This window comes from Sandaracinus amylolyticus (genome assembly GCF_000737325.1).
GTDB lineage: Bacteria > Myxococcota_A > Polyangia > Polyangiales > Sandaracinaceae > Sandaracinus > Sandaracinus amylolyticus.
This window is the reverse complement of record NZ_CP011125.1, coordinates 327,030-353,031: the sequence shown is the minus strand read 5'-3', so window position 1 is coordinate 353,031 and position 26,002 is coordinate 327,030. Positions and strand designations below refer to the sequence as shown.

The following is a 26,002-nucleotide window of genomic DNA, read 5'->3' as shown; positions in this document are numbered from 1 at the left end:
GTCCGACCGTCCCGCGAGCGCCCATGCTCGCGCGACGACGACGCTTCCGGTGATCACGCTCACGCCTCGCGCGCGATCCACCACGAGCCCACGCCCGCGGCGACCGCCGCCGCCACGAGCGCGACCACCGCGACCGCCGGGCACCCGAGCAGCACCGCCGAGAGGCCGATCACGCCCGCCGCGGCGAAGAAGTAGCCGCCGAGCCGATGCGAGCGCGCCCAGACCTCGTCGGACGCGAGCGTCCACGGCGTGCGGATGCCGACGACGGGGTTGCGACGCACACGCGGCAAGAGCAGCGCGAGCCCGAGCGATGCGAGGGCGAGCAGCGTGCCCAGCGCCACCGCGACGTCGGTCACGCCGAGCAACGCCGCGCGCAGGATGATCGTCTGGAGCCCGGTCAGCAGCGCGGTCGAGAGCAAGGTCGTCGCGACGATCGGCGCACGCTCGTGCTCGGGACGGCGGCGATGCACCCACGTGACGATCGCGATCGTCAGCAGCGTGATCACGGGCAGCAGGAACGCGCCGATCGCCTTCGGCGCGGTGCCGTCGACGTGCCCCGTGACGTCGAAGTGGATCGGCACCTCGGGAGGCAGCCACGGATACACCACCGCGCTGCCGACGAGCGCGACGGTGCCGAGGATCCAAGACGAGCGCATCGACGACATCAGGACCTCACCTTCTTCTTGTGGGAGGACGCCGCGGGGGTCTTGCCGGCGAGCTCGAGCAGCTCCGCGGCCGCGTCCTCGAGCACGTTGGTCTGCAGCGTGAACACCACGCTCGTGCCGCGCTTCTCCGAGCGCACGAGCCCGGCGGCCTCGAGCACGCGGAAGTGATGCGAGAGCGTCGGCTTCGAGAGCTCGAACTCGTCGGCGATCTCGCCCGCGGTGCGCGAGCCGCGCCGCAGGAGCCGCAAGATGGCGCGTCGCGTCGGGTCGGAGAGCGCGGAGAACGTGTCCTTCATGTTCGACGATCATCTATTTAGACGATCATCGAACTACGCGCAACGTGCTCCACCCAATGCTCAAGCGCGCGCTTGACAATCGTGCGCACGTCGCAATACTCAAGTCCGTGCTTGAGCAACAGGCAGCGGTCGATCGCGTGTTCCACGCGCTCGGTGATCCCGCGCGGCGCGCGATGATCGATCGGCTCAGTCGAGGGCCGGCGTCGGTGAGCGAGCTCGCCGCGCCGTTCTCGATGACGCTCGCGGCGGTCGTGCAGCACGTGCAGGTGCTCGAGCAGAGCGGCGTGATCACGACGCAGAAGGTCGGGCGCGTGCGCACGTGTCAGCTCGCGCCCGAGGGCCTCGCCGCCGCCGAGCGCTGGATCGCCGAGCGCCGTTCGCTCTGCGAGCGACGCTTCGATCGGCTCGGCGCGTTCCTCGACGAAGAAGAAGCATCTCCGACTCCCCCGACGAACAAGAGGAAGAAAAAGCGATGAGCGAAGAGGCCACCCACCACGACGTCTTCACGGTCGAGCGCACGTATCGCGCCGCGCCCGAGCGCGTCTTCGACGCGTGGGCCGACCCCGCGAAGAAGCGCCGCTGGTTCGCCGAGGGCGAGGGCTGGACCATCGAATCGTTCGAGCTCGACTTCCGAGAGGGCGGGCTCGAGCGCACGCGCTTTCGATTCGGCGACGGACCGCCGATGACGAACGACACCGTGTTCCACGACATCGTCGCGAATCGGCGAGTCGTCTACAGCTACGGCATGACCATGAGCGGAAAGCGCTTCTCGGTGTCGCTCGCGACGCTGGTGCTCGAGCGCGCCGGGAGCGGCACGCGCATGCGTTACACCGAGCAGATCGTGCTGTTCGGACAAGGCCGCGAAGCGGTCGAGCAGCGCCGGCTCGGGTGCGGCGAGCTCCTCGAGAGGCTCGCCGCCGAGCTCGGCGAGTAGCGCGGATCGCAGAGGTTCGCGCAGCAGCGCGCGGGCGCCGAGCCCGCGCGTGAGGGTGAGTTGCGTCTTCTTTTCAGTCGAAGGAGCGATCGATGAGCAAGGTGTTCTTCAGCGTGACGATGTCGCTCGACGGATTCATCGCGCCCGAGTGGCGCTCGGACGAGCAGTGGCTCCAGCAGTGGTTGGGACTGCAGGACTTCGTCGTTCATCAGAAGTTCTTCCGCGAGAACCTCAAGCTCGGAGAGGGCGGCGAGACCGGCGTCGACAACACGCACCTCGAGCGCACGTTCCAGCGCGCCGGCGTGAGCATCATGGGCAAGCGCATGTTCGACGCCGGCGAGCACAGCTGGCCCGAGGAGGCGCCGTTCCACACGCCGGTGTTCGTGCTCACGCACAAGCCCCGCGCGCCCTGGGAGCGCCCGGGAGGAACCGTGTTCCACTTCGTCAACGACGGAATCGAGAGCGCATTGCGACAGGCACGCTCGGTCGCGCGCGACAAGGACATCCGCATCGCGGGTGGCGCGCAGACGATCCGTCAATATCTGCAGGCGGGCCTCGTCGACGAATTCCACGTCGCGCTCGCGCCGGTGTTCCTCGGTGAGGGGATTCGCCTCTTCGATCGCATGGATCCGAAGAAGCTCTCGCTCTCGACCACCGAGGCGGTGCACTCGCCGCGCGTGACGCACCTGCGCTACGCGGTGAAGGCGCGCTGATCCGCTTGCGCCGGCTCTCGCCGCACCCACGTGGCCGGCAGAGCACGGATGTCGGACGGACCCGCGACGAGCGTCGCCGAGCTGCAGGAGCTGCTCGCGATCGATCCGGCGTTCTCTGCGTTGTCGGAGGACGCGATCACCGCGCTGGCGCGCGTCGCGGAGCGCGTGTTCGTGCCTGCGGGCGCGCGCCTGATGGAGCCCGGGCCGCCGCCCGACTCGGCGTTCCTCGTGGTGCGCGGGCGACTGCGCGCCACCGACGAGCGCGCGAGCCAGCGCGCCGGGCGCGTGATCTCGCTCGAGATGGGCCGCGGCGCGTTCTGCGGACTGAGCTTCGTCGTCGCGCGTGCCTCGGCCGCGGGCCAGGTGCTCGCGATGCGCGACAGCACGGTGCTGCGCTTCCACCGCGACGCGCTCCTCGCGTGCATGCTCGCGTACCCCGAGCTCGTCACCGCGCAGGCGCGCGTCGCGTACGAGAACGCGGTCCGGACCCACACCAAGCCCTCGGCCGCCGAGCGCCCGCGCGTGCTGACCGTGCTGCCGATCGATCCGGAGCTCGCGATCGACGAGCTGGTGCACGGGCTCGCGCGCGCGCTCGGCGCACTGCTCGGGACCGGATCCGTCGCGCGCTCGGCGCAGGTCGCCGAGCGGTTCGGCGGCGAGGCGCTCGATCGCGACGGGTTCGATCGCGCCCGGCACGCGATCGCCGGGTGGTGCAGCGAGCAGGAGGCGCGCGGCTTCCTCGTCCTGGTGTGCGATCGCGACGAGACGCCGTGGACGGCGTGGTGCCTCGAGCAGACCGATCGTGTCGTCGTCGCGGCGAGGCCGAGCGCGGCCGCGCAGATCGAACGCGCGGGCGCGATGCTCGCGCGGCGCTCCTCGGTGCGCACCGATCTGGTGCTCGTGCACGAGGCGGATACCGCCGTGCCTCGCGGCACCGCGGCGTGGCTCGCGCTGCCGTGCCGGCGTCGCCATCACGTGCGTCGCGGTCGTGCGGCGGATCTCGCGCGCGTCGCGCGTCACGTCGCAGAGCAGCCGATCACCGTCGTGCTGGGCGGAGGCGGCGCGCGCGCGCTGGCGCACATCGGCGTGCTGCGCGCGCTCGACGAAGCGGGCATCCCCATCGACGCGATCGCGGGCACGAGCATGGGCGCGGTCGTCGCCGCGGGCTACGCGCTCGGGGTCTCGCCGCGCGAGATCGCGGAGCTCTTCGCGGAGCGCGTCCCCGACGCGCGTGCGCTGCGCGATCCCGACGTGCCCGTCGTGTCGTTGCTCGCGGGGCGCAAGCTCGATCGCGTGCTGCGCGACGGGTTCGCCGACGTCGAGATCCCCGATCTCTGGCTGCCGTGCTTCTGCATCGCGACCGACATCAGCCAGGCGGTCGCGGTGGTGCACGATCGCGGGCTCGTCTGGCGATCGGTGCGCGCGAGCTGCTCGCTGCCCGGCGTGTTCCCGCCGGTGCAGCTCGACGGTCGCCTGCTCGTCGACGGCGGGGTGATCGACAACGTGCCGATCGACGTGATGGAGCGCGAGTGCCCCGGCGCGACGATCCTCGCGGTCGACGTGGGCTCGCTCGGCATCGATCCCGCGGACGTGCCCGCCGAGCCGCTGCCGACCGGATGGACGCAGCTCGGCGAGCGACTGCGCGGCTCCGAGCGCCGCAGCGGCGTGACGATCATGCAGCTCCTCACCGCGACCGCGATGCTCGGGAGCAAGGGGCTGCTCTCGCACCTCGTCGCCGAAGGGCACGCCGAGCTCTTCCTCGCGCCGCCGGTGAAGCACATCAAGCTGCTGGACTTCGGTGCGCGGCCGAGCCTCGTCGAGATCGGCTACACGCACGCCCAGCGCGCGCTCGCGTCGTGGAGCGGCACCGAGCGGTTCGCGAGCCGCTCGAGCGACGTCCTGCGCCGCCCGAGCGAGCCCGCAGCGCACCTTCAGTACGCGCCGTAGAGCGAGCCCTGCGGCGCGCCCGCTTCCATCAGCGCGAGCAGATCCGCGGCGAGCGCCACCTCCGTCGCCAGCGCCTCGTCGCCGGTCACGCTCGCGGCGGCCTCGATGCGCGCGTGCGCCGCGCGGACGAGCTCGATCGCGCCCGCGCGATCGCTCGGGTACGCGCGCGCCGCGGCCTGCATCCCGTCGACGAGGAGTGCGAGCGCGACGGTGCGGCGCGTGACGTCCTGCACGTGCGCCTCGGTCTCGCCCTCGGCGCGCGCGGGCAGCGCGACGTCGAAGGCCTCGTCGACGAGCTCGCCGCTCGGCTCCTGGTACGAGAGCGCGACGCGTGCGCTCGCGCCCGCGAGCGACGCGCCCTCGACGCCGCGCGCCTCGACCAGCAGCGCGCCGCGACGTCGCGAGAGGAACACGGTCGCCACCTCGAGCTCGACCTCGTCGGCCGCGATCGGGGCGCCGGGAAACCCGATGCCACGCGCGATCGTCATCGCGGGATCGGTCTTGATCGCGAGCGAGAGATCGACCGCGATCGGGCTCGCCATCCACGGCCACGAGTCCTCGAGCAGCGTGGCGACGTCGGCGGCGCGGAACATCGTGAACGCGTTGCCGCCGCGGAGGTGGCTCATCGCGAGCATCACTTCCTGGCCGATGCCGGTGCCGACGCCGAGCACGGTGAGCCCGATCCCCTCGGCGGCAGCGGCCTCGGTCATCGACTGGAACGCGCCGGGGCTGGTCGCGCCCACGTTGGGCTGCACGTCGGTGAACAGGAACACGCGCACCGGTCGCTCGGGGCTCGCACGGCGCGCATCGCGCGCGAGCGCGAACGCACGCTCGAGCCCCGCTTCCATGTTCGTCGATCCCGCCTCGTGCAGCCGATCGATCGCGGCGTGGAGGCCGGGACGATCGCTCGCGGGCGCGGTGCTCACCGGGGTCGAGACGTCGCTGCCGTAGGTGACCATCGCGAACGCGTCGCGCTCGTCGAGCCGATCGACGAGCTCGTGCAGGAACGTGCGCGCGACCTCGCCCGGCGCGTCCTCGCCGTCGTCCCACCTCATCGAGCCCGACACGTCGACGGTCGCGATCGCGGTGATCGGCGCGCGCTGGAACGTCTCGGGATCGATCGTCGACGAGAGCCCGAGCTGGATCCATCCGGCTTGCTCGCCCTCGAGGTCGGGCGCGATCGCGCCGGTCGCGCGCACGCAGAGGGTGTGCGTGCACGCGTCCCCAGCCACCGGGAGATCGTGCTCGGAGAACATGCCCTCGACGACGAACGCCTCGGGCGGAGGCACGCGTCCCGCGGCGATCAGCTCGCGCGCGAGCCCCATGTCCTGCGCGCCACCGGGCGTCGCGCCGAACGAGCCCGGCGCGCCCGCCGACATCGAGCAGCCTGCGAGTGGGATCGACAGCGCGACGAGGCGCGCGAGCGCGCGACGGCGCCGCTCCGGCGAAGCGAAGACGAGCATGAGCGTTCCTCCCCGAGCCCGACGCGCGAGCTCTCGCGCCACGCACTACAAGCGCGGTGCCAGCGGAAATCGCAGCGCAAAATCGCGGGAACTCGCGATGACGAGCGCGACACCGCGGCGCGATCTGTGCCGCGCGGCGCGACTCTCGGCAGCTCAGCGCAAGCCGGCGCGTCGCAGCAGCGAGAACAAGTACGAGCGATCGAGCCCCGCGTCGCGCGCCGCCTGCGACACGTTCCCGCCGCTGCGCTCGAGCAGGTGCGCGAGGTAGCGCTCCTCGAACGCGCCGAGCGCCTGCTGTCGCGCTTCCTTGTAGGGCATCGCGAGCCACGATGCGATCGGCAGCATCGTGGGATCGCCCGTCGCGTCGGGCGCCGAGCCCGAGCGCTCGAGCGCGCGCGGCGCTCCGTCGAGGAACGACTCGAGCCCGAGCGCGAGCGTCGCCTGCGCGACGTTGCGCAGCTCGCGCGCGTTGCCGGGCCAGCGATGATCGAGCAGCGCGCGCATCGCGTCCTCGGGGAAGAGCCGCGCGATCTCTCCGCGGTACCCGAGCTCGCGCAGGAAGTGCTCGAGCAGGAGCGGGATGTCGTCCCTGCGCTCGCGCAGCGGAGGCAGCTCGAGCTGCAGCACCGCGAGCCGATAGAAGAGATCGAGCCGGAACGAGCCCGCGTTGATCTCCGCGCGCAGATCGCGGTTCGTCGCCGCGATCACCCGCACGTCGACGTGCACGTCGCTGCGCCCACCGACGCGACGGAACACGCTGCGCTCGAGCGCGCCGAGCAGCACCGGCTGCAGCTCGCGCGGGAGCTCGCCGACCTCGTCGAGGAAGAGCGTGCCGCCGTGCGCTTGCTCGAGCGCGCCGACGTGCTGGCGCTCGGCGCCGGTGAACGCGCCGCGCTCGTGCCCGAACAGCTCGCTCGCGACGAGCGTCGGCGTGAGCGCGCCGCAGTCGACGACGACGAACGGCTGGTCCTTGCGAGGGCCGCCCTCGTGGATCGCGCGCGCGACCGCTTCCTTGCCGGTGCCCGACTCGCCGACCAGCAGCACCGGCGCTTCGCTCGCGGACGCACGACGCGTCCACGCCATCACGCGCCGCATCTGCGGGGATCGACCGCGCAGCGGGCCGAGCGCGTCGCCCGCGTGGATCTCGACGTCGAGCTCCGCGCCCTCGGTGATGCGCACGTGGGTGCGACCGAGCTGCAGCACCGTGCCCGGCTTCACGATCGCCTGGCCGAGGCGCGCGCCGCCGACCCACGTGCCGTTCGTCGAGCGCTGATCGACGACGAGGATGCCCTCGTCGGTGCGTCGCACGAGCGCGTGGAAGCGGCTCACCGTGTCGTCGCCGAGCACGAGATCGTTCCCCTGCGCGGTCCCGAGCGTGAACCGCTCGTCGTGGGTGCGCGTGATGCGCCCCTGGTCGGGCCCTTCCAGAACGTCCGCGCGAAGCGTGGTCACTGCCAGCGTGGGCCCCCCACCGCCGAAGCGACGCGTCACCGTCATCGACACCGATCGCGATGGTATCACGCACGCGAAACGCGAAGGCCCTCGACGCGCGACGTCGAGGGCCTCCGTCTCGCTCACGACGATGCGATCAGCGACAGGCCTGCTGGCGCTCCTCGGTCACCGCGGAGCACCCGAGCACACCGCTCGGCATGCAGCGCACGACCCAGTCCGCCGTCGCGCCGCACGCGGGCGTCGCGTCGCCGCTCCAGCCCTCGGTGACCGCGCAGACGAGACCCGCGCGCCGGCACGCGCCTTCGTCGTCGCTGCGCACCTCTTCCGTCGCGTTGCAGTCGTAGTCGTAGTCGCTCGCCTCGGGCGCGCCGGCGATCGCGGTGGTCTGGAACGTGGCCTGTCCGGGATTGACCGCCGCGACTCCGTCGTTGCAGTCCGACTCGGCGGGCGCGCTCGGCGCGCGCGTCGTCCATCCGCCGCCGCTCGCGCAGCCCGCCGTGCCGGGCGCGGGACGCGCGCACGACTCGACCATCGCCGCGCCGCTGCGCGCGTAGCTGTCGCGATCACAGTCGACGTACCACGTCGTGACGCCACCCTCGTCCGTCTCGCCGTCGCAGTCGTTGTCGACTCCGTCGCACACGTCGTCGGCATCGGGGTGCACGTCGGCGCGGGTGTCGTCGCAGTCGGTGCCGCACGCGCCCGCGCTCGTCGGCGCGGCGCCGTCGCGATCGCCGTCGATCAGCGCGTGGCGGCAGCCCACCGCCGCGTCGCACGAGTCCGCGGTGCACGCGTTCTCGTCGTCGCAGTCGAGCGCGGTGCCGATCGTGCAGCCGGTCTCGCCACCGCAGGTCTCCTCGCCGTTGCACGCGTTGCCGTCGCTGCAGTCCTCGTCGTCGGTGCACGTGCGCGCGAGGCACACGCCCGCGGCGCAGGTGCCGGTGCCGGCGGCGCACGCGGTCTCGTCGGCGAGCGGCTCACCGAGCTCGCAGACGTGCGCGTCCGAGCAGGTCTCGGCGCCGTTGCACTCGATGTCGTCGTCGCAGTCGGCGTCCTCGTCGCACGAGAAGCGACAGTCGTCGCAGCCGTCGCCGCTCACGTCGTTTCCGTCGTCGCACTCCTCGCCGGTCGAGTCGTCGGCGTGCCCATCGCCGCAGCGCGTCGCGCCGCACTCGCCCGCCACGCAGAGATCGGCCGTCGTCTCGTCGCCATCGGCGTCGCACGCGGTGCCGTCCTCTGCCGCCGCGCCCTCGGTGCACCCGCTCGCGCCGCAGGTCTCGGCGCCGTTGCAGGGATCACCGTCGTCGCACTCGGAGTCCTCGCTGCACGCGGGCGTCGATCCGTCCTGCCCCTGCGCCGCGTCTTCCACACCGGCGTCCGCGCCGCCCCCGCCGCCATCGTCGTCCCCACACCCGACCAAGCCGGCGCCCATCAGCGCCATCGCGAGCCAGAGCGAAAGAGAAGCCTTGTTCATCCCGTCCCTCCATCACGCACGCAGGACGCGCGCGTGGCGAGGTCCACAGCAACGGGTGCGCCGCGCGAATTCCTCGAAGAAACCGCGCGTTTCTCACGGCGGCGTCGTGGGATACCCCACAGCGCGTGTGGGGCCCGACCCAACGCTCGGCGGCGTGATCGCCTGGGGGGCGACGCCCGCGGGTCCGCCGCCTCGCGCCGTGAGCACTCACATCCTCACGGTGCCTGTCAGCCCCATCGGAGGGTGCCAGTCCCGGACAGGCACGCACCTGTGATCGTGTGTGTGCTCCGTCGCGTCTGACGCGTCGCGTCGCGCGTGGAGCGCGTCAGAACGTACGTCGATTCCTCGGATCAGAGTGCCTCTCTGGCAGAGTGGGAGTCGCCCCGATTCCCACTCACGCGGCTCGGAGCATCGAGCGCTCCGCGCTGGAGCACGGAGCGCTCCGTGCTCTGGAGCGCGCCGCGAGACTCCAGCGCTTTTTGCCTCACTCCGTCCGGGCACATCCGTTGCGGAGGTCGCTCGAGGGGCAAGGACGAGCGAGCGCGTGCTCTGCTCGGAGCCGACTCGCGCCGTGCCCGTGGGCTCGGTCGCGCGTTCCCGATCCGAGAGCTCGTGTCGCGACGAAAGCATCGTGCTCGATGCCGCATCGGCATCGAGCGCTTCGTCGCGCTCGTCGTGTGCGCTTCTCTGACGTCGTGGAGGGAGTCGATGGATCAACGATGGAGGGCAGTCGGAACTCTCGCGCTCGCCGGCGCGCTCTTCGGTGCTCCAGGCACCGTGGAGGCACAAGGCTACTGCGGCCTCGGCGGTACACCGGCCTGCGAGCCAGGCACCGTGTGCGAGCCAGTCTCGAGCACTGCGGGGCTCTGCTGTCCCGACGATCCGAACACCGGTGCACTGCCCTACTGCATCGGCCCCGACGGGCCCGAGACCGCGACGGTGCTCGCCTCCGACGTGCTCGGACTGCTCCGGATGGCGCAGGATCCCGCGCTCGCGGCCGACCTCTACACCGGTCCTTGGACCAACTGGTATCGCGACGGTCGTGAGCGCGGCCTCGCGAAGCTCGCGCTGATGCGCGGCATCCTCGAGCGCTTCAACCTGACGGATACCTACGTCGGCACGGGCGTGCCGATGGTCACCGATCCGGCGCGCCCGGATCCGCAGTGCCCGACCGGGCCGTACGTCACGCGCAACCTCGACGGCACCTGCAACGATCCGACGAACCCGCTGATGGGCGCGGCCGGGACGCGCTTCGGCCGCAACATCCTCCTGACGGCCGCGTTCCCCGACGAGTCGCAGATGCTCGTCCCGAACCCGCGCGAGATCAGCCTCGAGCTCCTGCGCCGACGTGGCCCCGGAGGTTCGGAGTTCCACGGGGTCCCGTTCCTCAACAACCTCGCGACCGCGTGGATCCAGTTCCAGGTCCACGACTGGTTCAATCACGGCGTCCAGCGCGGACACGGCGCGGGCACCATCGAAGTCCCGCTGTCGCGCACCGATCCGCTTCGCCGCTACGGCATGCGCACGATGTCGATCCCGCGCACCGCGCGGGACGCGACGCGCGTGGCGGGCCGCGACGACGCGCTGCCGCCGACCTACACGAACGAGGTCACGCACTGGTGGGACGGCTCGCAGATCTACGGCAGTGATCCCGAGACCGCGGATCGCCTGCGCTCGCACCAGGGCGGCCGACTGCGCGTCTCCCGCAGCGGCCTGCTGCCGCTCGGCGAGCGCGGGTATTCCGACACCGGCATGCGCGAGAACTTCTGGGTCGGCCTCGAGCTGATGCACACGCTCTTCGCGCTCGAGCACAACGCGATCGCCGACATGCTCGCGAGCAATCATCCCGACTGGGACGATCAGCGCCTGTTCGACACGGCGCGCCTGATCAACGCGGCGCTGATCGCGAAGATCCACACGATCGAGTGGACGCCCGCGATCCTGCCGAACTCGAGCCTCGAGATCGCGATGCGCACCAACTGGTCGGGCCTCAACAGCGCGACGTGCCCGCCGCTGCCGCAGATCCCCGGGCTCTATCCGAACCCGGTCGTCTACGGCGTCGTCGGCAATCCCGGCGCGCGCAATCTCTACGACGCGGCGTACGCGATGACCGAGGAGTTCGTCTCGGTGTACCGCATGCACCCGCTGCTCCCCGAGCACCTCACCGTGCGCTCCGCGCGCACCGGCGCGGTGCGCGCCGTCGTCCCGACCGCGCTCTCCCGCGAGGCCGGTGGTCGCGCGATGCTCGCGGCGTACGGCATGGAGAACCTGCTCTACTCGTTCGGGACCACGAACCCGGGCGCGCTCGTGCTCGACAATTATCCGCAGTTCCTCCAGGACCTCTTGGTCCCGGGGCGCGGCGTGATCGACATGGGCACGATCGACATCGTGCGTGACCGCGAGCGCGGCATTCCCCGCTACAACGATGCGCGCCAGTTGCTCCGACTGCCGCGCGTGCCGGACTTCATCACGCTCACCAACGGTGATCGCGAGCTCGCGAGCCGGCTCGAGTCGATCTACGGCGACATCGATCAGGTCGACCTGATGGTCGGCACGTTCGCCGAGGGTCAGCGCCCGAGCTGCTACGGGTTCGGCGAGACGCTCTTCCAGGTGTTCACGCTGATGGCGACCCGCCGCCTCCAGGCGGACCGCTTCTACACGACGCTCTACAACTCCGACGTCTACACGTCGGAGGGCCTCATGTGGATCGAGCTGAGCTCGATGCGCTCGGTGCTGCTCCGCCACTTCCCGGAGCTGCGCAACACGGGCCTGACGAACGTCGCGAACGCGTTCTATCCGTGGGAGTGACCTGATGCCGCCGATCGCAGCGCGCGCGCTCGGATGAAGAGCGCGTCGCGATCGATCTGAGGGATCGGCCAGCGCGCGTCGCCCACGAGGTGACGCGCGCTCGCCAATTTCTGGGCCTCGAAGCGATAGAATCGATCGAGCGCCGAGAGGTCCTCCTGCACCGTGCCCGCGTCTCTCCGGGCGCGCGGCTTGTCGAGGAGCGCGATCGCGAGCGACGAGAGCGCGGCGCGCGACTCCCCGCGCAGGAATGCGCTCCAGTCGTCGCGCCACGAGGAGGGCAGTCGCCGCACCTCGAACGTCCAGGTGCGTGTGCCCTTCGGACGTCGCGGCGTCTTCTCACGATGTCCGATCAGCGCGAGGAGACGCATGAGCGCGAAGAACGCACCCCCCGTGATGTCGCGAGAGCGATAGGCACCGTGCCAGTCGAGCTCCGGGCGCTCGCTCGGCGTCGTCGAGAACGCGAACAGCGCGTGCCTGGGCTCGGGCGCGCCGAGGCCGATGGACGGATACAGGAACGAGAACGCGCCGACGACGTTCCATTTCGGCGTGAGCGACTGGATGAGCGCGGTCTCGCGCAGCTCCGCGTCGAGCTCGGTCTCGCAGGGCTCGAACTCCACGCGCGCCGCGCTCTCGACGATCGCGCGCATCTTGCGGTGCCGCTTCCGGCGGGTCGCATTGCGATACTGCGACAGACGACGCCGCAGGTTGATCGCTTTGCCGACGTACACGACCGTGCCCGCGGCATCGAGCACGCGATAGACGCCGGGCGAGCGCGGCACCGTCGCGAGGAAGTCGTCGCCGAGCCGCCGATCGAACGCGCGCGTCACCGCGACTGCATACCGCATTGCGCGTCTCGCGCGCGACGGGCACGGTGCGCGACATGAGCGATCGCATCGTGAGGGCCCCACGCGACGAGCACGAGCGCGCGACGTTGGAGCGCGTGCTCCAGGAGAGCTTCGGGAACGAGGGGCTGCCCTGGACGACGTGGATGGAGCGCATCGGGCACGAGAACCTGCGCGTGGTGATCGCGGACGGCGCGATCCGCGGCGGCCTCGGGTTCTATCGGTTCGGCCAGCACTGGGGCGGCGAGCGCGTGCCGATGATCGGGCTCGCGGGCGTCGGCGTGGAGCCCTCGTGGCGCGGGCGCGGGATCGCACGGACGTTCCTCGTCGACACGCTCGCGCAGGCACGCAGCGAGGGCGTGCCGCTCGCGGGCCTCTATGCGTCGTCGGTCGCGGTGTATCGCGCGATCGGGTTCGAGCAGGCGGGCGTCACGCTGCGCTTCGAGGCGCCGGTCGCGAGCCTCGCGCGCGGCGATCACGCGCTCGCGTGCGAGCCCTTCGATCCGCTGGAGAACGCGCACGTGCGGCCGCTCTACGACGCGCGCGCGCGCCGCTGGGACGGGCACCTCGTGCGCACCGAGGCGATCTGGGCGCGCATCACCCAGCCGTATCAGGGCACCGCGCGCGCCTATCGCTTCGGGCCGGCGAGCGCGCCCGAGGGCTACATCGTCTACAGCCACCAGCCGGGCGCCGATCTGCACTTCGGGATCGCGCTGCGCGATCTCGTGCTCGCGACGCCCGCCGCCGCGCGACGGTGCGCCGCGCTGCTCTCCGATCTGCGCTCGCTCGGCCGCGACCTGCGCTGGCTGGGATGCGCGAGCGATCCGCTCGTGTCGCTGCTGCCCGAGGAGAGCGCGCGCATCGTCGAGCCCCATCGCTGGATGTTGCGCATCCTCGATCCCGCGCGCGCGCTCGCGATGCGCGGCTATTCGAGCGAGGGCGAGGCGTCGTTCGTGGTGCGTGACGCGCTGTTCGGCGATCACGCGCTGCACGTGCGGGTGCGCGACGGGCGCGCGGAGGTCGACACAATCGCGGCGCGCCGCGAGCTCCCGACGCTCGACACCCGCGCGCTCGCCGCGCTCTACAGCGGGTTCGCGAACGTCTCGACGCTGGTCGCGATGGGCCTCGTCGAGGGCTCGATCGACGGTGCCCACGCGCTCGCTCGGCTCTTCACGCGCGGCGAGCCGTGGCTCTGCGACTGGTTCTGATCAGTCGCGCACGTCGCGTGGTGCGCGCGCCTCGTTCGGCTCGCGCACCAGCACCGACTGCACGCGCACCCGGCCGCTCTCCCGGCGCGGCGGCGGGTCCTCGCGACGCAAGTACCACGACAGCGCGAGCACACCGCCCGCCGAGCAGCACGCGACCACGAGGAAGCCGATCAGGTACGGCAGGAACACCTCGAGAGCGTAGCGTGGTCACCGACAGGGCGGCACGTAGCCATCGACGCGCAGCCCTCGAAACGTGATCTGGTTCGGGGTCTCTCCGACGAACACGAAGCCGCGCACCGCGGCGAGCGCCGACTCGTACGAGTACGACGGCGTGCCCAGCGCGGGCAGCGTCGCCCACTGATCGCGCGCGAACGAGAAGAAGCGCGTCTGGTCCACGCCGCCCGTCGAAGGAATGCGCGTGAGGTACTTGTCGCCGCCGCTCCACGCGAACGAAGGACGGATCTGCACGTACAGGTCCTCGGTGGCGCGATACGTGAGCCAGAACCCCGACGCGCGAGAGAAGTCCGCCTCGCCCTCGAACTGGTTCGCGGTGAACACGGTGAGCACGTGCCACTCGCGGTTCACGAACTCGACGCGTGCGACCTGCTCGCCGCCTTCGCTCACGAGCAGCGAGCCGGTGCGCGGGCTCGTCGTGCCCTCGCCGCTCGCGAGCCACGACTGGAAGCGATCGATCGACGCGCCACCGGGGCACTCGTCGAGCGGCCCGGGGAACCCACCGCCGTCGCTCGGTAGAGGGCCCGCGTCGAGCTCGGGCGGAGGACCTGCATCGGGCTCGCTGGTGCGCGCGTCGACGATCGGCGCCGCGTCGATCGCGGGCGTGCTCGCGTCGATCGCGCTCGCGTCGATCACGACGCTCGCGTCGATCGGATCGCGCGGTGGCGCGCCCGCGTCGGGCTCGCCGCCGATCGATCCGACGCACCCCGAGACGACCCAGGCGATCGCGACCGCGAGCGAGCTGCGCGTGCTCATGCGAGCACGGTGTCGTCGCGCGTCGCGATCGGGTCACGCCGCGCGCGTCAGCCGAGGTTCGTGAGACACGCGTTGCTGCAGGTGTCGGTGTCGACGTCGTTGCCGTCGTCGCACTGCTCGCCGTGCTCGGCCTGTCGCACGCCGTCGCCGCAGCGCTCGGTCAGCTGGCACGCGGGCGAGCATCCGTCGTAGCCGCCGACGTTCGGCGGATCGTCGCACTGCTCGCCCTGCTCGCTCTGCGTCGCGCCATCGCCGCAGCGCGGGCCGAGCGCCATGCACCCGGGCGCGCACCCGCCGTACGAGCCGTCGTTCACTCCGTCGTCGCACGCCTCGAAGCGCGTGACGATCCCGTCGCCGCAGATCGGCGCGCACTCGGTCCGCGACGACGTGAAGTTCGAGAGCGTGAGTCGATACGACGACTGCGACGTGTGGCGCTCCGCCTGGAACACCACGACCTCGTAGATGCGACCCGCGACGAGCCCGAGCTCGCTCGCGCGCGCGCTGAGCGTGACCGTGCCGCTCAGCGGACCGTGCACACCGCCGAGATCGAGCGCGAGACGCCCGTTGATGAACACCCACACGTCGTCGTCGCCGCGGAACGTGAGCACTTCGTCTCCGCCGTACTCGAACCAATAACGAACGACGCTGGTGAACGAGAAATTGTGGCCGCCGTTGCGGACCGGCTCGAGCTCGGCGTCGACCCAGCCGCGCGTGTCGAGCGGGAAGAAGTCGGCGTCGTCGAACACGTATCGACCGTCGGCCTGGCGCGCGAGCACGATGCGGTCGACGACCGTCATGCTCATCGAGGAGTCGTGGTACCACTGGTCGAACGCCGGGCGCCCGTGCGTGGTGGCCGAGCTGACTCCCTCCTTCGCGTAGACCGGGAGTCGATCGGTGCCGAGCATCGCCGCGACGATCCCGGTCTCGGTTCCATTCGCGTTCTGGAAGTCGACGTGGCCGCGCGGGACGGAGCCCGTCGCGGGCAGGTCGTATCCGCGGAAGTCGCGATAGACGACCGCCAGCGCGAGCTCGTCGGGCGGCTCGATCTCGGTCAGCTCGCAGGTGAAGCCGTCTTCGATGGTGCACGTCGGCGAGCAGCCGTCGCCCGCGCGCGTGTTGCCGTCGTCGCAGGGCTCGCCCGGGAGCACGACTCCGTCGCCGCACGCAGTGGTGCAGACTCCGTCGCTGCACACCGGCTCGAGCTCGCAGAGCGGACTGCAGCCGTCGCCAGTGTCGTTGTCGCCGTCGTCACAGGGCTCCGTGCCCTCGACCATGCCATTGCCGCACTCGGTCTCGACGCACGGCGCGCCGACGGTCTCGCACGCATAGCCGTCCTCGAAGAGGCAATCGGCGCTGCAGCCGTCGTCTCCTTCGGGCGGCGCGTCGCCGTCCTCGCACTCCTCGAATCCCGCGATGATTCCGTCGCCGCACGCGGCCGCGCGACACGCGACTCCGTCGATCGGGCAGACCCAACCGGCCTCGATCACACAGTCCGCGCTGCAGCCGTCGCTCGAGTCGGAATTGCGATCGTCACACCCTTCGCCGCCAGTGCGCACGCCATCGCCGCAGGTCGCGATCGGCACGCAGTCTTCGCCGGGGGTCGGGCACGCATATCCGTCCTCGACGGTGCAAGTCGCCGAACAACCATCGCCGGAGTCGACGTCGCCGTCGTCACACGCCTCGCTCGACGCTTTGACGCCATCGCCGCAGACCGGACTGCCCGCGTCGGGCCTCGGGGGCAGAGGCGCATCGATTCCCGGCGACGCGTCGTGCGATCCGACGTCGCCCGCATCGGGGTCGTCACCGGGGCCGGGATCGGGATCGGGATCGCAAGCAGTGAGGGCGAGGAGCGCGAGGAGGACGGATACGAAGCGCGGCATCGCCTCTCTTGTCACCCATTGCGGACGTGGAATGCAACACCCTCAGCGGCGATCGATCGCGTCCCGCACCGCGCGCAGCAGCGCCTCGTTCGTCAGCGGTTTCTGGACGAAGCGCGCGCGCTCCTCGAGCACCCGCGGCCCGACCACGTCGACGTCGAGGTAGCCCGACATGTACACGACGGGCAGATCGGGCCGGCTCACGCGCAGTCGATCCGCGAGCTCGGGGCCGGTGAGCTCGGGCATCACCACGTCGGTCAGCAGCGCGTCGACGCGCGCGAGACCGCTCGCGAGCGAGAGCGCCTCCGCCGGCGCCGACGCCTCGACGACGAGGTACCCGCTGCGCGCGAGGATGCGCCGCGCGGCCGCGCGCACCAACGGATCGTCCTCGACGAGCAGGATCGTCTCGCTCCCACCGCGCGCGTGCGCGAGCCCCGAGCGCGCGTCGCCCGCGCCCGAGTCGTGCTCGACGACCGGCAGGTACACCTTGATCGTCGTGCCGAGACCGACCTCGCTGTAGGCCCACACGTGCCCGCCGCTCTGCGCGACGATGCCGTAGACCGTCGAGAGCCCGAGGCCCGTGCCCTTGCCCGGCTCCTTCGTGGTGAAGAACGGCTCGAACGCGCGATCGAGCGTCTCCTTGCTCATCCCGACGCCGGTGTCGCTCACCGCGATCACCACGTACCTGCCCGCGCGCACGCCGTGGTGCGACGCGGCGTAGTCGTCGTCGAGATCGACCACGCCCGTCTCGATGCGGAGCCGTCCTCCGCGCGGCATCGCGTCGCGCGCGTTGACCGCGAGGTTGACGATCACCTGCTCGATCTGACCGACGTCCGCGAGGATGCGCGTGCCGCGCGCGCCGAGCGTCGTCGAGAGCCCCACCTGCTCGCCGATCAGCCGCTGCAGCAGGCGCTCGAGCCCCGCGATCACGTCGTCGACGAGGATCGGTCGCGCATCGAGCACCTGCTGCCGGCTGAACGCGAGGAGCTGCCGCGTGAGCTCGGTCGCGCGTACTGCGGCGCCGCGCACCTGCTCGAGATCGCCGCGCCGCGCGTCGTCGACCGCCATCTCGCCGAGCGCGAGCTCGGTGAAGATCAGGATGACGCTCAGCATGTTGTTGAAGTCGTGGGCCACCCCGCCCGCGAGGCGGCCCACCGCTTCCATCTTGAGCGCCTGGCGAAGCTGCACCTCGGTCTGCGCGAGCGCGGCCTGCGCCTGCTCGCGCGCCGCGATCTCCGCGCGGAGCCCCTCGTTCGCGGCGCGGAGCTCCTCGGTGCCGAGCTCGAGGTGGTGCTCGATCTGCGTCCACACCTCGCGCTCGCGCTCCTCGGCGCGGCGTCGCTCGGTCACGTCGAGCACGGTCGAGCGGCTCGCGACGAACGCGCCCGACGCGTCGTACACGGCGGTCGCGTGGAGCAGCACCGGCAGCAGCGAGCCGTCCTTGCGGACCATGTCGAACTGCAGGTTCGAGGTCTCGCCGCGCTCGATGAAGCGATCGAACGTCCGCTCGAATTGCTCGCGGCTCTCGGGCGTGAGCAGATCCACGAAGCGCCGCACGCCCACGATCTCGTCGCGCGTGTAGCCGAGCCAGCGCAGCTCGGTGTCGTTGATGCGCCGGAACACGCCGTGGCGATCGATCGAGTGGTAGCCGATCGGCGCGCGATCGTAGAGGTCCTGCAGCTCGCGCGTGGTGAGCTCGAGCGCGTGGCGCGCGCGCTGCTCGCGCGTGGTCTCGTGCATCGAGAGGCCGATGCGCGTCGGCGAGAGCGGGATGAGCTCGACGTCGAAGACACGCCCGCCCTCGAGCACCACGCCGGGCACCGTGGTGCGCGCGCCCCTCGCGAGCGCGTCGCGGAGCGGCGCGATCGAGCGCGGCGAGACCTCGGCGATGGTGCGTCCCTCGAGCGCAGCGCCGCTGCCCGCGCCACCGAGCTCACCCGCCGCGTCGTTCGCCGCGATGATGCGGAGTGTTCCGTCGGGCTCTGCTTCGATCACGGACGATGGCGTCGACGAGCGCGCCGCGAGCTCGGCGAGCGGTTCGCGCGCGACGGCCATCAGGGCCACGTGATCGACGGGAACGCGGGACCGGGACGCGCGAGCGCGTACCCCTGCACGTACGTGCAACCGAGGCGCACGACGCAGTCGCGCTCCGCGGCGGTCTCGATCCCCTCGGCGACGACCTCCATGCCGAGCCCGGTCGCGAGCGACACCAGCGAGTGCACGACGCGCTGTCGCACGACGTCGGCGTCCACGCCGCGCACCAGCGACATGTCGACCTTCACGATCTCCGGCTGCACGCGCGCGAAGTAGCTGAGGCCCGCGTAGCCGGCGCCGAGATCGTCCACCGCGAGGCGATACCCGAGCGCGCGCAGCGACTCGAAGCGCAGCTCGAGATCGGGCACCGCCTCGAGCGACGCGCGCTCGGTGAGCTCGAGCACCACCTGCCGCGCGACGCGCGAGAGCGGCGACGCGGGATCGAAGAGGTCGGGATCGGCGAGATCCGAGGGATGGAGGTTCACGAAGATCGCGGTCGCGCGCGGCGCGTCCTCGATCTGCGCCGCGACGATGTTGCGCACGCGGCGTCCGAGCGTGTGCAGGAGGCCGAGCTTCTCCGCGGCGTCGATCACCGCCGCGGGCGTGGTGAGCGCGGGCTCCGTCGAGCGCATCAGCGCCTCGAACCCGATGGTCTCGCGCGTCGCGCACGACACGATCGGCTGATACGCGACACGCAGCGTCTTCAGCGCGCGACGCAACGACTGATCGAGGCGCAGGCGATCCTCGCCCCCGCGTGCGCGGGAGAGCGAGCGGAGGTGCGCCGCCTCGAGCACCGCCTTGCGCAGCACGTCCGGCGAGAGCGGCTTCGTCAGATAGCGGAACGCGCCGAGCTCGACCGCCGTCGCCGCGCTCTCGACCGAGGGCGCGCCGGTGATCTGGATGACCGGCAGATCGAGATCGCGCGCGCGCACCGCGCGCAGCAGCTCGGTGCCGCTCATGCCCGCCATCGCGAGGTCCGAGACGATCACGTCGAACTCGGTGGTCTCCAGCGCGCGCAGCGCGGCGGTCGCGTCGTGCAGCACCGAGACCTCGGCGCCGGTGCCCGACACCACGCGCGCGAGCGCGGCCGCGACGGCGGGCTCGTCGTCCACGATCAACACGCGCGGAGCGCTCGAGCGAGGTGATTCGTCGACGCCACGCACGATCGAGGGTGCGGTGTCTTTCATCGGCGAACGCATCGAGGGCCTTTCGGAACGACGGCGAACAACGGAGATGCGTGGGGCTCGGAAGGGCGGAGCCGAAGTGCGAGAGGAGCCAGCCTAACGCCAGGTCCGGTGCGGAAGCGAGCACGAGATCACGCCCGCGCGCGCTCCCCAGCACGCACGGTATCTAGGGTCCATGAGAGCGACGACGACGTGCGCCCACACGGACGCCGCGTCCGTGTGGGCTCGTGCTCGGAATTCGCGGTGATCGCGCGCCGAAGTACCCCTCGGCGGGGACATCACGGCGTCGGGCGTATCGCGAGACGATCAGCGTCGCGTTCGTGCCGCCGAACCCGAACGCGTTCGAGAGCGCGTGCTCGACGCGCGTCTCGCGCGCGACGTTCGCGACGACGTCGAGCGCGATCGCGGGATCGAGCTCGTCGACGTTGATCGAGGGAGGCACGACGCCGCGCGCGACGGCGAGCGCAGCGACGATCAGCTCCACCGCGCCCGCCGCGCCGAGCATGTGGCCCGTCATGCTCTTCGTGCTGCTCACCGCGACGCGTCGCTCCCCGAGCGCGCGCACGATCCCGCGCGACTCCGCGAGATCGCCCGCGGGCGTCGACGTCGCATGCGCGTTGACGTAGTCGATCGCGTCCGCGTCGAGCGCAGCGTCCTCCAGCGCCATGCGCATCGCGCGCGTGCAGCCGTCGCCGTCGGGGCTCGGCTGCGCCACGTGGAACGCGTCGCTCGACGCGCCGTAGCCCGAGAGCTCCGCGTAGATGCGCGCGCCGCGCGCGCGGGCGCGCGCTTCGGACTCCAGCACCACCACGCCCGCGCCTTCGCCGCACACGAACCCGTCGCGCGCACGATCGAACGGCCGGCTCGCGCGCAGAGGATCGCCGGGGTGGCGCGACAGCGCGCGCATCGCCTCGAACCCGCCGATCCCGACCGGCGTGATCACCGCCTCCGCACCGCCCGCGATCATCACGTCGGCGCGGCCGCGACGGATCCACTCCGCGGCCTCGCCGATCGCGTGCGCACCGGTCGCGCACGCGCTCGTCGTCGAGTAGCTCGGCCCGCGCAGACCGTGCGCGATCGAGATCTGTCCCGCCGCGAGGTTCGCGCACACCGCGGGGATCGTGTACGGGCTCACGCGCGACGGGCCCTTGTCGCGGATCTTGTGCGTCGTGCGCTCGATCGTCTCGAGCCCCGCCCATCCCGACGCCCACGATGCAGCCCGCGCGCGTCTGCTCGTGCTCGCTCAGCGCGAGCTCCGCGTCCGCGATCGCCTGGCCCGCGGCGACGATCGCGAATTCCGAGAAGCGATCGAGCTCTTTGACGAGCTTGCGCGAGAGGAAGCGCGTCGCGTCCCAGTCCTTCACCTCGCACGCGAAGCGCGTCTCGAACGCGCTCGCGTCGAAGCGCGTGATCGGCGCGGCGCCGCTCGCTCCCTCGAGCATCGCGCGCCAGGTGGCGTGCGCGTCGTGAGCGAGCGGCGTGACCGCACCGATCCCGGTGATGACGACCTTGGCCCTGCTGCTCATCTCACACGCGCTCTACGATCGTCGCGATGCCCTGACCGCCGCCGATGCACATCGTGACGAGCGCGGTCTGCAGATCGCGCCGCTCGAGCTCGTCGACCACGGTGCCGAGCAACATCGCGCCGGTCGCGCCGAGCGGGTGACCGAGCGCGATCGCACCGCCGTTCACGTTCACGCGATCGGGATCGATGCCGAGCGTGCGCGTGGTCTCGAGCACGACCGCGGAGAACGCCTCGTTGATCTCCCAGAGGTCGATGTCGCGCGTCGTCATGCCCGCGCGGCGCAGCGCCTTCTGGCTCGCGGGCGCGGGCGCGGTGAGCATCAGCACCGGGTCGCTGCCGATCGTCGCCATCGCGCGGATGCGGGCGCGCGGCGTGATGCCGTGCTCCTTCACGTAGCGATCGGACGCGAGCACCACCGCGGCCGCTCCGTCGGCGAGGCCGCTCGAGTTGCCCGCGGTGTGCACGTGACGGATCGCGTCGGCGCGCGGCTGCGTCGCGAGCGCGATCTGGTCGAGGGTCTCGCCCTTCGGTCCGACGGCCGCCGCGCCGAGCTGCGCGAACGAGGGCGGCAGCGCGCCGAGCCCCGCCAGCGTGGTGTCGGGACGCGGGCTCTCGTCGCGATCGAGCACGACGACGCCGCGCACGGGATCGACCACGGGAATGATCGAGCGCGCGAAGCGGTGCTCCTCGATCGCGCGCGCGGCGTTCAGCTGCGAGCGGAGCGCGAGCGCGTCGATCTCCTCGCGCGAGAAGCCCTCGAGCGTCGCGATGAGATCCGCGCTGATGCCCTGCGGCACCTGGAACACGCGCTCGCGCAGGACCTGGTTGCCGCCGTCCTGGCCACCGCCGTCGGCGCCCATCGGCACGCGCGACATGCTCTCGACGCCCCCCGCGACGACGAGATCCTGAGCGCCCGACGCGACCGCCATCGCGCCGAAGTGCACCGTCTGCAGACCCGACGCGCAGAAGCGGTTCACCGACGCGGCCGTGACCTCGATCGGCCAGCCCGCGGCGAGGACCGCGTTGCGCCCGACGTTCGCGCCCTGCTCGCCGACCTGCGACACCGCGCCGACGAGCACGTCGTCGACCTCCTTCGCGGAGAGGCCACGCGCCTCGAGCGCGCGCAGCACCTGCGCGAAGAGCTCCTGCGGGTGGATGCCCGAGAGCGCGCCCTTGCCCGCCTTGCCCCGACCGCGCGGCGTGCGGACGGCGTCGATGATCCAGCTGTTCATGGCTCCTCCTCGATGCGAACGTTCGTTCTATTATTCGCGCACACGCCGACCTGCCTCGGAACGCGACACATCACCACTCGCGATGAACCGTGGCTACCACGATCAGCGTACGACGCGACCGAGTGACCTCGTCGCGAGGTCGCTCTCGACATTCACGTCGACAAAACAGTACGATCGTTCGCTTTCGCGCGCAAGCGTGCGAGGAACCGAGATTCACCGCAGAGGGCCGCAGAGAGGTTCGCTCTCCTCTGCGGCCCTCCGTGCTCTCAGCGGTGAATTCTCGGATCGCCGACCTAGTTGACTAGCGCGTGAACGACTCGACCGGGCGGTACTCCGTCGCGCGCCCCGCGAGGTGCCGCGCGAGCCAGCGCTCGCGCCGTGCGCGTGCGATCCGATCGCTGATCGCGTCGGCGCCCGGCACGTTCCGCCGTGCCGTCTCGAGCGCGAGCACGAACGGCGCGAGCGCGAGCGGCGCGAGCGCGAACACGCCCGCGGGCGGCAGACCGTTCGCGCGATAGATCGGCGGAGGCAGGAAGAAGCGCGTGTAGCCGAGGTGCACGCGGTGCTCGAGCTCGCCGTGCATCCGCGCGAAGAACGAGCCCTCGCGCTCGGGCGCGAACGCGCTGGCGTACGAGCGACAGAGCATCTTGCCGTCCTCGCCCGCGCGCCCCGCCGACTTCACGAACGTCACGAACGAGAGCTGCGCGGCCTCGCGCATCGACGACGGATACCAGCGCGGCCGCACGCCCATGAGGTGCCCGACGTAGCGCCAGAAGTGCATCGTCGCTTCGATCTCGCGCGCGCTCGTGCGGTAGCCCATCGCGTGCATCGCGAGCCCGGGCCCGAAGCTGCCGCCCATCAGCGTGAGCATCGCGTCGGCCTGGCTGATCGGCACGCCCCACGCGTCGAGATCCCACTCGGGGTGTGCGAGCAGTCGCTGCCGCACGAACACGTGCATCATGCGCACGCGCATCGCGGAGAGGCGCCCTCCCGCGCCGGGGCGCAGCCCGCCGGGCTCGGACACCGCGATCCAGAAGGCGGCGGTCTCGAGGAAGCGATGTTTCGTCGACGCGCCCGCGTACGCGCCGGTCAGCGCGAGCGGCTTCGCGACGGAGCTCTCGGAGTACGCAGCGAGCGTGATCGCGCCTGCGAAGCGGAACACGTCGGTGCTCCAGCGCCGGAACACGCGCGCGCCCTGCTCGACGAGATCCCAGTCGAGCCACTCGGGGTCGCGCTCGACGTCGTCGAGCAAGCGCACCAGCGACGCGGGCGCGCCCTCGACGCTCGCGACCCCGTGCGCGAGCGCGCGCTCCAGCATCTCGCGGCCGATCGCGGTGCCGCGTCGGAGATAGACCTCGTCGACGTACGCCTCCGCGAGCGGATCGGCGTCGTAGTACATCGACGCGAACGTGCGCACGACGTCGTCGCTCGGCGCGGGATCGAAGCCGAGCACGCGCTGGCCGAGCGTGCGCACGAAGCGTGGGATGCGTCGATCGAGGTTCTCCCAGTACCGGAACTCGGTGGGTCGCCGCATGACGCGCGAGAGCGTACCGCGGGTGTCGAGCGCGCTGGCTCAGCGGGTGTACGTGCCGACGAGATCCCCGCACGCGAGCACCTTGCCGCGCATCGCGCCGACGACCTGATCGCGCGTCGCGCCGGGGCCGAGCCCGGTGGGCGCGTCGAGCGCGAAGATCTGGAAGTGATAGTGGTGCGTGCCGTGGCCCTGCGGCGGGTGCGGGCCGAGCCAGCCCTCCTTGCGCACCGAGCTCCGGCCCTGGATCGCGCCGTGCGGCGAGTCGCCGATCACGATCCCCGCGTCGAACGACGTGACGTCCGGCGAGATGCGATAGACGACCCAGTGCGCGAACGGCGTGCGCTTCGGGATGTCGGGATCCTCGCAGAGCAGCACGAGCTCCTTCGTGCCGGCGGGCGGCGGCGTCCACGCGAGCGCGGGAGAGACGTTGCGGCCCTCCGAGTCGGTGTGCACCGCGGGGATCGGCGCCTCGTGACGGAAGGACTCGCTGTGCACGCGCATCGTCTCGGGCGCGCCCAACACGTTCTTCGCGAGCTGGCGCTCGCCCGCGCGCACGCCGCGCAAGGCCCGTCCTGCGAGGCGCGCGATGCCGTCGATCAGCTGCATGGCTTCCTCCTGCGAGGCAGCGGAGCAAAGCGAGGACCGAGCGCTCCGTGTCACGCAAGAGCTGCTCGGTACGCGAGCCTTGCGTGGAGCGCGCAACGAATTCGTGAATGATTCCGCGGTGCCACTGGCCCGCTCGGATTGCAGAGAGCGCTCCGCGAAAGGCGGAGAGAGAGATGCGCTCGGGTGCGTTCGTGATGGTGGTGGCGTGGATCGGGCTCGTGTCGACGGCGCGCGCGAGCGACCCACAGGTGATCGAGCTCGGCGGCGACGCGTTCGCGGCGAACGTCGGGGAGCACACCACCGAGTACGCGACCGATCGCGCGCATGCCGGGCGCGCGCACAACGTGGAGCTCGCCGCGGCGCGGCTCGACGGAGCGATCCTCGCGCCGGGCGAGGAGCTCTCGTTCAACGATCGCGTCGGCGAGCGCACGCGTCGCGCGGGGTTCCGCGAGGCCCCGGAGATCGCCGATGGTCACGTGACGTCGGGCTACGGCGGGGGCGTGTGTCAGGTCGCGTCGACGCTGCACGTCGCGGCGCTGCGCGCCGACCTCGACGTGCTCGAGCACCGCACCCACAGCTTCGTGTCGACGTACGCGTCGCCCGGGCTCGACGCGACGGTGTCGTTCGGTCGCATCGACTATCGCGTGCGCAACCCGCACGCGTTCCCCGTCCGGGTGCGCGCGAGCGCGGCGGAGGGCGTGCTGCGGGTGTGGATCGAAGGCGCGCACGAGGTGCGGTCGCCCGACGTGCAGGTGATGATCGCGCGTCGCATCCGGCGCGGCGAGCAGGTGAGCGAGGACGCGCGGCTCGCGCCCGGTGCGCGCGTCGTCGACGAGCGCGGGCGCGACGGCGCGGTCGCGATCGTGACGGTCACGCGCCCCGACGGAACGACGCGCGAGGAGCGCATGCGCTACGACGCGATGCCGCGCGTGGTGCGCGTCGGCCCGCGCTGATCACACGAGCTCGAAGGGCGAGCCCATCGGGGGGCGCTCGTTCGAGCGCGAGGCCGACGAGACGCGCGTCGCGCCGCACGCCAGCGCGATCCACGCGACGAGCGCGAGCAACATCCAGCGCAGCGCCGGGCGGAAGGTGCGAGGGCGGACGTGCGAGCGGAGCATGGGGCCTCGCGCCTGCGTGCCCGCACCCCGGCGCGCCGTTCACGAGAGCGTCGCGAAAATAGTTGAGCCGGTCCGGGCGGGTCGTGGGCACGTTAAAAAACCA

The 26,002-nt window shown here is 71.7% G+C and carries 23 protein-coding genes and 1 pseudogene; 7 read left to right on the top strand and 17 right to left on the bottom strand.

All coding sequences use genetic code 11. The annotated features are described in order from the left end of the window. Positions 1 to 59: 59 nt before the first annotated feature. Both DB32_RS01455 and DB32_RS01450 read right to left on the bottom strand, forming a co-directional pair. Positions 60 to 665, bottom strand: a complete 606-nt coding sequence (locus DB32_RS01455; protein ID WP_053230619.1) for an SdpI family protein — start codon at positions 663 to 665, stop codon at positions 60 to 62. Further along, positions 665 to 961: an autorepressor SdpR family transcription factor gene (locus DB32_RS01450; RefSeq protein WP_053230618.1), complete on the bottom strand. Its 297-nt coding sequence runs from the start codon at positions 959 to 961 to the stop codon at positions 665 to 667. Before DB32_RS01450 ends, DB32_RS01455 begins: the two co-directional genes overlap by 1 nt. 107 nt (positions 962 to 1,068) lie before the next feature. Here DB32_RS01450 and DB32_RS01445 point away from each other — a divergent pair, with 107 nt between their 5' ends. From DB32_RS01445 to DB32_RS01430, 4 genes are all read left to right on the top strand, one after another. After that, on the top strand, positions 1,069 to 1,437 hold the full coding sequence (locus tag DB32_RS01445) for an ArsR/SmtB family transcription factor (protein ID WP_053230617.1): 369 nt from the start codon (positions 1,069 to 1,071) through the stop codon (positions 1,435 to 1,437). Next, complete coding sequence (locus DB32_RS01440) at positions 1,434 to 1,895, top strand: SRPBCC family protein (RefSeq protein ID WP_053230616.1); 462 nt, start codon at positions 1,434 to 1,436, stop codon at positions 1,893 to 1,895. The genes DB32_RS01445 and DB32_RS01440 overlap by 4 nt, the downstream gene beginning before the upstream one ends. 92 nt (positions 1,896 to 1,987) lie before the next feature. Continuing rightward, on the top strand, positions 1,988 to 2,608 hold the full coding sequence (locus DB32_RS01435) for a dihydrofolate reductase family protein (protein WP_053230615.1): 621 nt from the start codon (positions 1,988 to 1,990) through the stop codon (positions 2,606 to 2,608). Positions 2,609 to 2,656: 48 nt separating this feature from the next. After that, entirely contained in the window at positions 2,657 to 4,555 is a 1,899-nt protein-coding gene (locus DB32_RS01430; RefSeq protein WP_053230614.1) for a patatin-like phospholipase family protein, read from the top strand. Here the strand turns inward: DB32_RS01430 and DB32_RS01425 are convergent. The 3 genes from DB32_RS01425 to DB32_RS01415 all read right to left on the bottom strand — a co-directional run bounded on the left by DB32_RS01425 (position 4,540) and on the right by DB32_RS01415 (position 8,941). Further along, positions 4,540 to 6,018, bottom strand: coding sequence for a vWA domain-containing protein (locus DB32_RS01425; RefSeq protein ID WP_053230613.1), 1,479 nt, complete (start codon positions 6,016 to 6,018; stop codon positions 4,540 to 4,542). The two genes, DB32_RS01430 and DB32_RS01425, sit on opposite strands and share 16 nt — an antisense overlap. A 153-nt stretch (positions 6,019 to 6,171) precedes the next feature. Next, a complete protein-coding gene (locus DB32_RS01420) occupies positions 6,172 to 7,515 on the bottom strand; it encodes a sigma 54-interacting transcriptional regulator (RefSeq protein ID WP_075097791.1) in 1,344 nt (447 codons plus the stop codon). A 91-nt stretch (positions 7,516 to 7,606) separates the two neighbouring features. Beyond that, positions 7,607 to 8,941, bottom strand: coding sequence for a putative metal-binding motif-containing protein (locus tag DB32_RS01415; protein WP_083457067.1), 1,335 nt, complete (start codon positions 8,939 to 8,941; stop codon positions 7,607 to 7,609). Between the two features lie 777 nt (positions 8,942 to 9,718). Here DB32_RS01415 and DB32_RS01410 point away from each other — a divergent pair. Next, positions 9,719 to 11,749: a peroxidase family protein gene (locus DB32_RS01410; protein WP_169791292.1), complete on the top strand. Its 2,031-nt coding sequence runs from the start codon at positions 9,719 to 9,721 to the stop codon at positions 11,747 to 11,749. Here the strand turns inward: DB32_RS01410 and DB32_RS01405 are convergent. After that, the gene (locus tag DB32_RS01405; RefSeq protein ID WP_169791291.1) at positions 11,734 to 12,576 is read right to left on the bottom strand and encodes a nucleotide excision repair endonuclease; all 843 of its coding nucleotides are present in this window, start codon (positions 12,574 to 12,576) and stop codon (positions 11,734 to 11,736) included. The genes DB32_RS01410 and DB32_RS01405 overlap by 16 nt on opposite strands. Positions 12,577 to 12,629: 53 nt before the next feature. On the opposite strand from DB32_RS01405, the gene DB32_RS01400 reads away from it, so the two are divergent. Further along, positions 12,630 to 13,799 carry a GNAT family N-acetyltransferase gene (locus DB32_RS01400; RefSeq protein ID WP_157068585.1) on the top strand — a complete coding sequence of 390 codons (1,170 nt, stop codon included), beginning with the start codon at positions 12,630 to 12,632 and terminating at the stop codon, positions 13,797 to 13,799. On the opposite strand, the gene DB32_RS01395 is transcribed toward DB32_RS01400, so the two are convergent. The 10 genes and pseudogenes from DB32_RS01395 to DB32_RS01350 all read right to left on the bottom strand — a co-directional run bounded on the left by DB32_RS01395 (position 13,800) and on the right by DB32_RS01350 (position 24,781). Beyond that, a complete protein-coding gene (locus tag DB32_RS01395; protein WP_053230608.1) occupies positions 13,800 to 13,988 on the bottom strand; it encodes a hypothetical protein in 189 nt (62 codons plus the stop codon). An 18-nt stretch (positions 13,989 to 14,006) separates the two neighbouring features. Further along, positions 14,007 to 14,789, bottom strand: a complete 783-nt coding sequence (locus tag DB32_RS01390; RefSeq protein ID WP_157068584.1) for a hypothetical protein — start codon at positions 14,787 to 14,789, stop codon at positions 14,007 to 14,009. A gap of 47 nt (positions 14,790 to 14,836) precedes the next feature. Further along, complete coding sequence (locus DB32_RS01380; RefSeq protein WP_053230605.1) at positions 14,837 to 16,669, bottom strand: DUF4215 domain-containing protein; 1,833 nt, start codon at positions 16,667 to 16,669, stop codon at positions 14,837 to 14,839. A 42-nt stretch (positions 16,670 to 16,711) separates the two neighbouring features. Further along, complete coding sequence (locus DB32_RS01375; protein ID WP_157068583.1) at positions 16,712 to 18,661, bottom strand: hybrid sensor histidine kinase/response regulator; 1,950 nt, start codon at positions 18,659 to 18,661, stop codon at positions 16,712 to 16,714. A gap of 59 nt (positions 18,662 to 18,720) precedes the next feature. After that, a complete protein-coding gene (locus DB32_RS01370) occupies positions 18,721 to 19,821 on the bottom strand; it encodes an EAL domain-containing response regulator (protein ID WP_169791290.1) in 1,101 nt (366 codons plus the stop codon). 229 nt (positions 19,822 to 20,050) lie between these two features. After that, the gene (locus tag DB32_RS01365; RefSeq protein ID WP_275935526.1) at positions 20,051 to 21,043 is read right to left on the bottom strand and encodes a beta-ketoacyl-ACP synthase II; all 993 of its coding nucleotides are present in this window, start codon (positions 21,041 to 21,043) and stop codon (positions 20,051 to 20,053) included. A gap of 79 nt (positions 21,044 to 21,122) precedes the next feature. After that, positions 21,123 to 21,410: pseudogene (locus DB32_RS49840) on the bottom strand (beta-ketoacyl synthase N-terminal-like domain-containing protein); the annotation flags it as partial. A 1-nt stretch (position 21,411) separates the two neighbouring features. After that, a complete protein-coding gene (locus DB32_RS01360; protein WP_053230602.1) occupies positions 21,412 to 22,641 on the bottom strand; it encodes an acetyl-CoA C-acetyltransferase in 1,230 nt (409 codons plus the stop codon). A gap of 301 nt (positions 22,642 to 22,942) precedes the next feature. Continuing rightward, the gene (locus DB32_RS01355; RefSeq protein ID WP_053230601.1) at positions 22,943 to 24,175 is read right to left on the bottom strand and encodes an oxygenase MpaB family protein; all 1,233 of its coding nucleotides are present in this window, start codon (positions 24,173 to 24,175) and stop codon (positions 22,943 to 22,945) included. A gap of 39 nt (positions 24,176 to 24,214) precedes the next feature. Next, entirely contained in the window at positions 24,215 to 24,781 is a 567-nt protein-coding gene (locus tag DB32_RS01350) for a YbhB/YbcL family Raf kinase inhibitor-like protein (RefSeq protein WP_053230600.1), read from the bottom strand. Between the two features lie 173 nt (positions 24,782 to 24,954). On the opposite strand from DB32_RS01350, the gene DB32_RS01345 reads away from it, so the two are divergent. After that, a complete protein-coding gene (locus DB32_RS01345) occupies positions 24,955 to 25,734 on the top strand; it encodes a VanW family protein (RefSeq protein WP_053230599.1) in 780 nt (259 codons plus the stop codon). Here DB32_RS01345 and DB32_RS46230 read toward each other — a convergent pair whose 3' ends face one another. Next, a complete protein-coding gene (locus DB32_RS46230; protein WP_157068582.1) occupies positions 25,735 to 25,899 on the bottom strand; it encodes a hypothetical protein in 165 nt (54 codons plus the stop codon). Positions 25,900 to 26,002 lie beyond the last annotated feature (103 nt).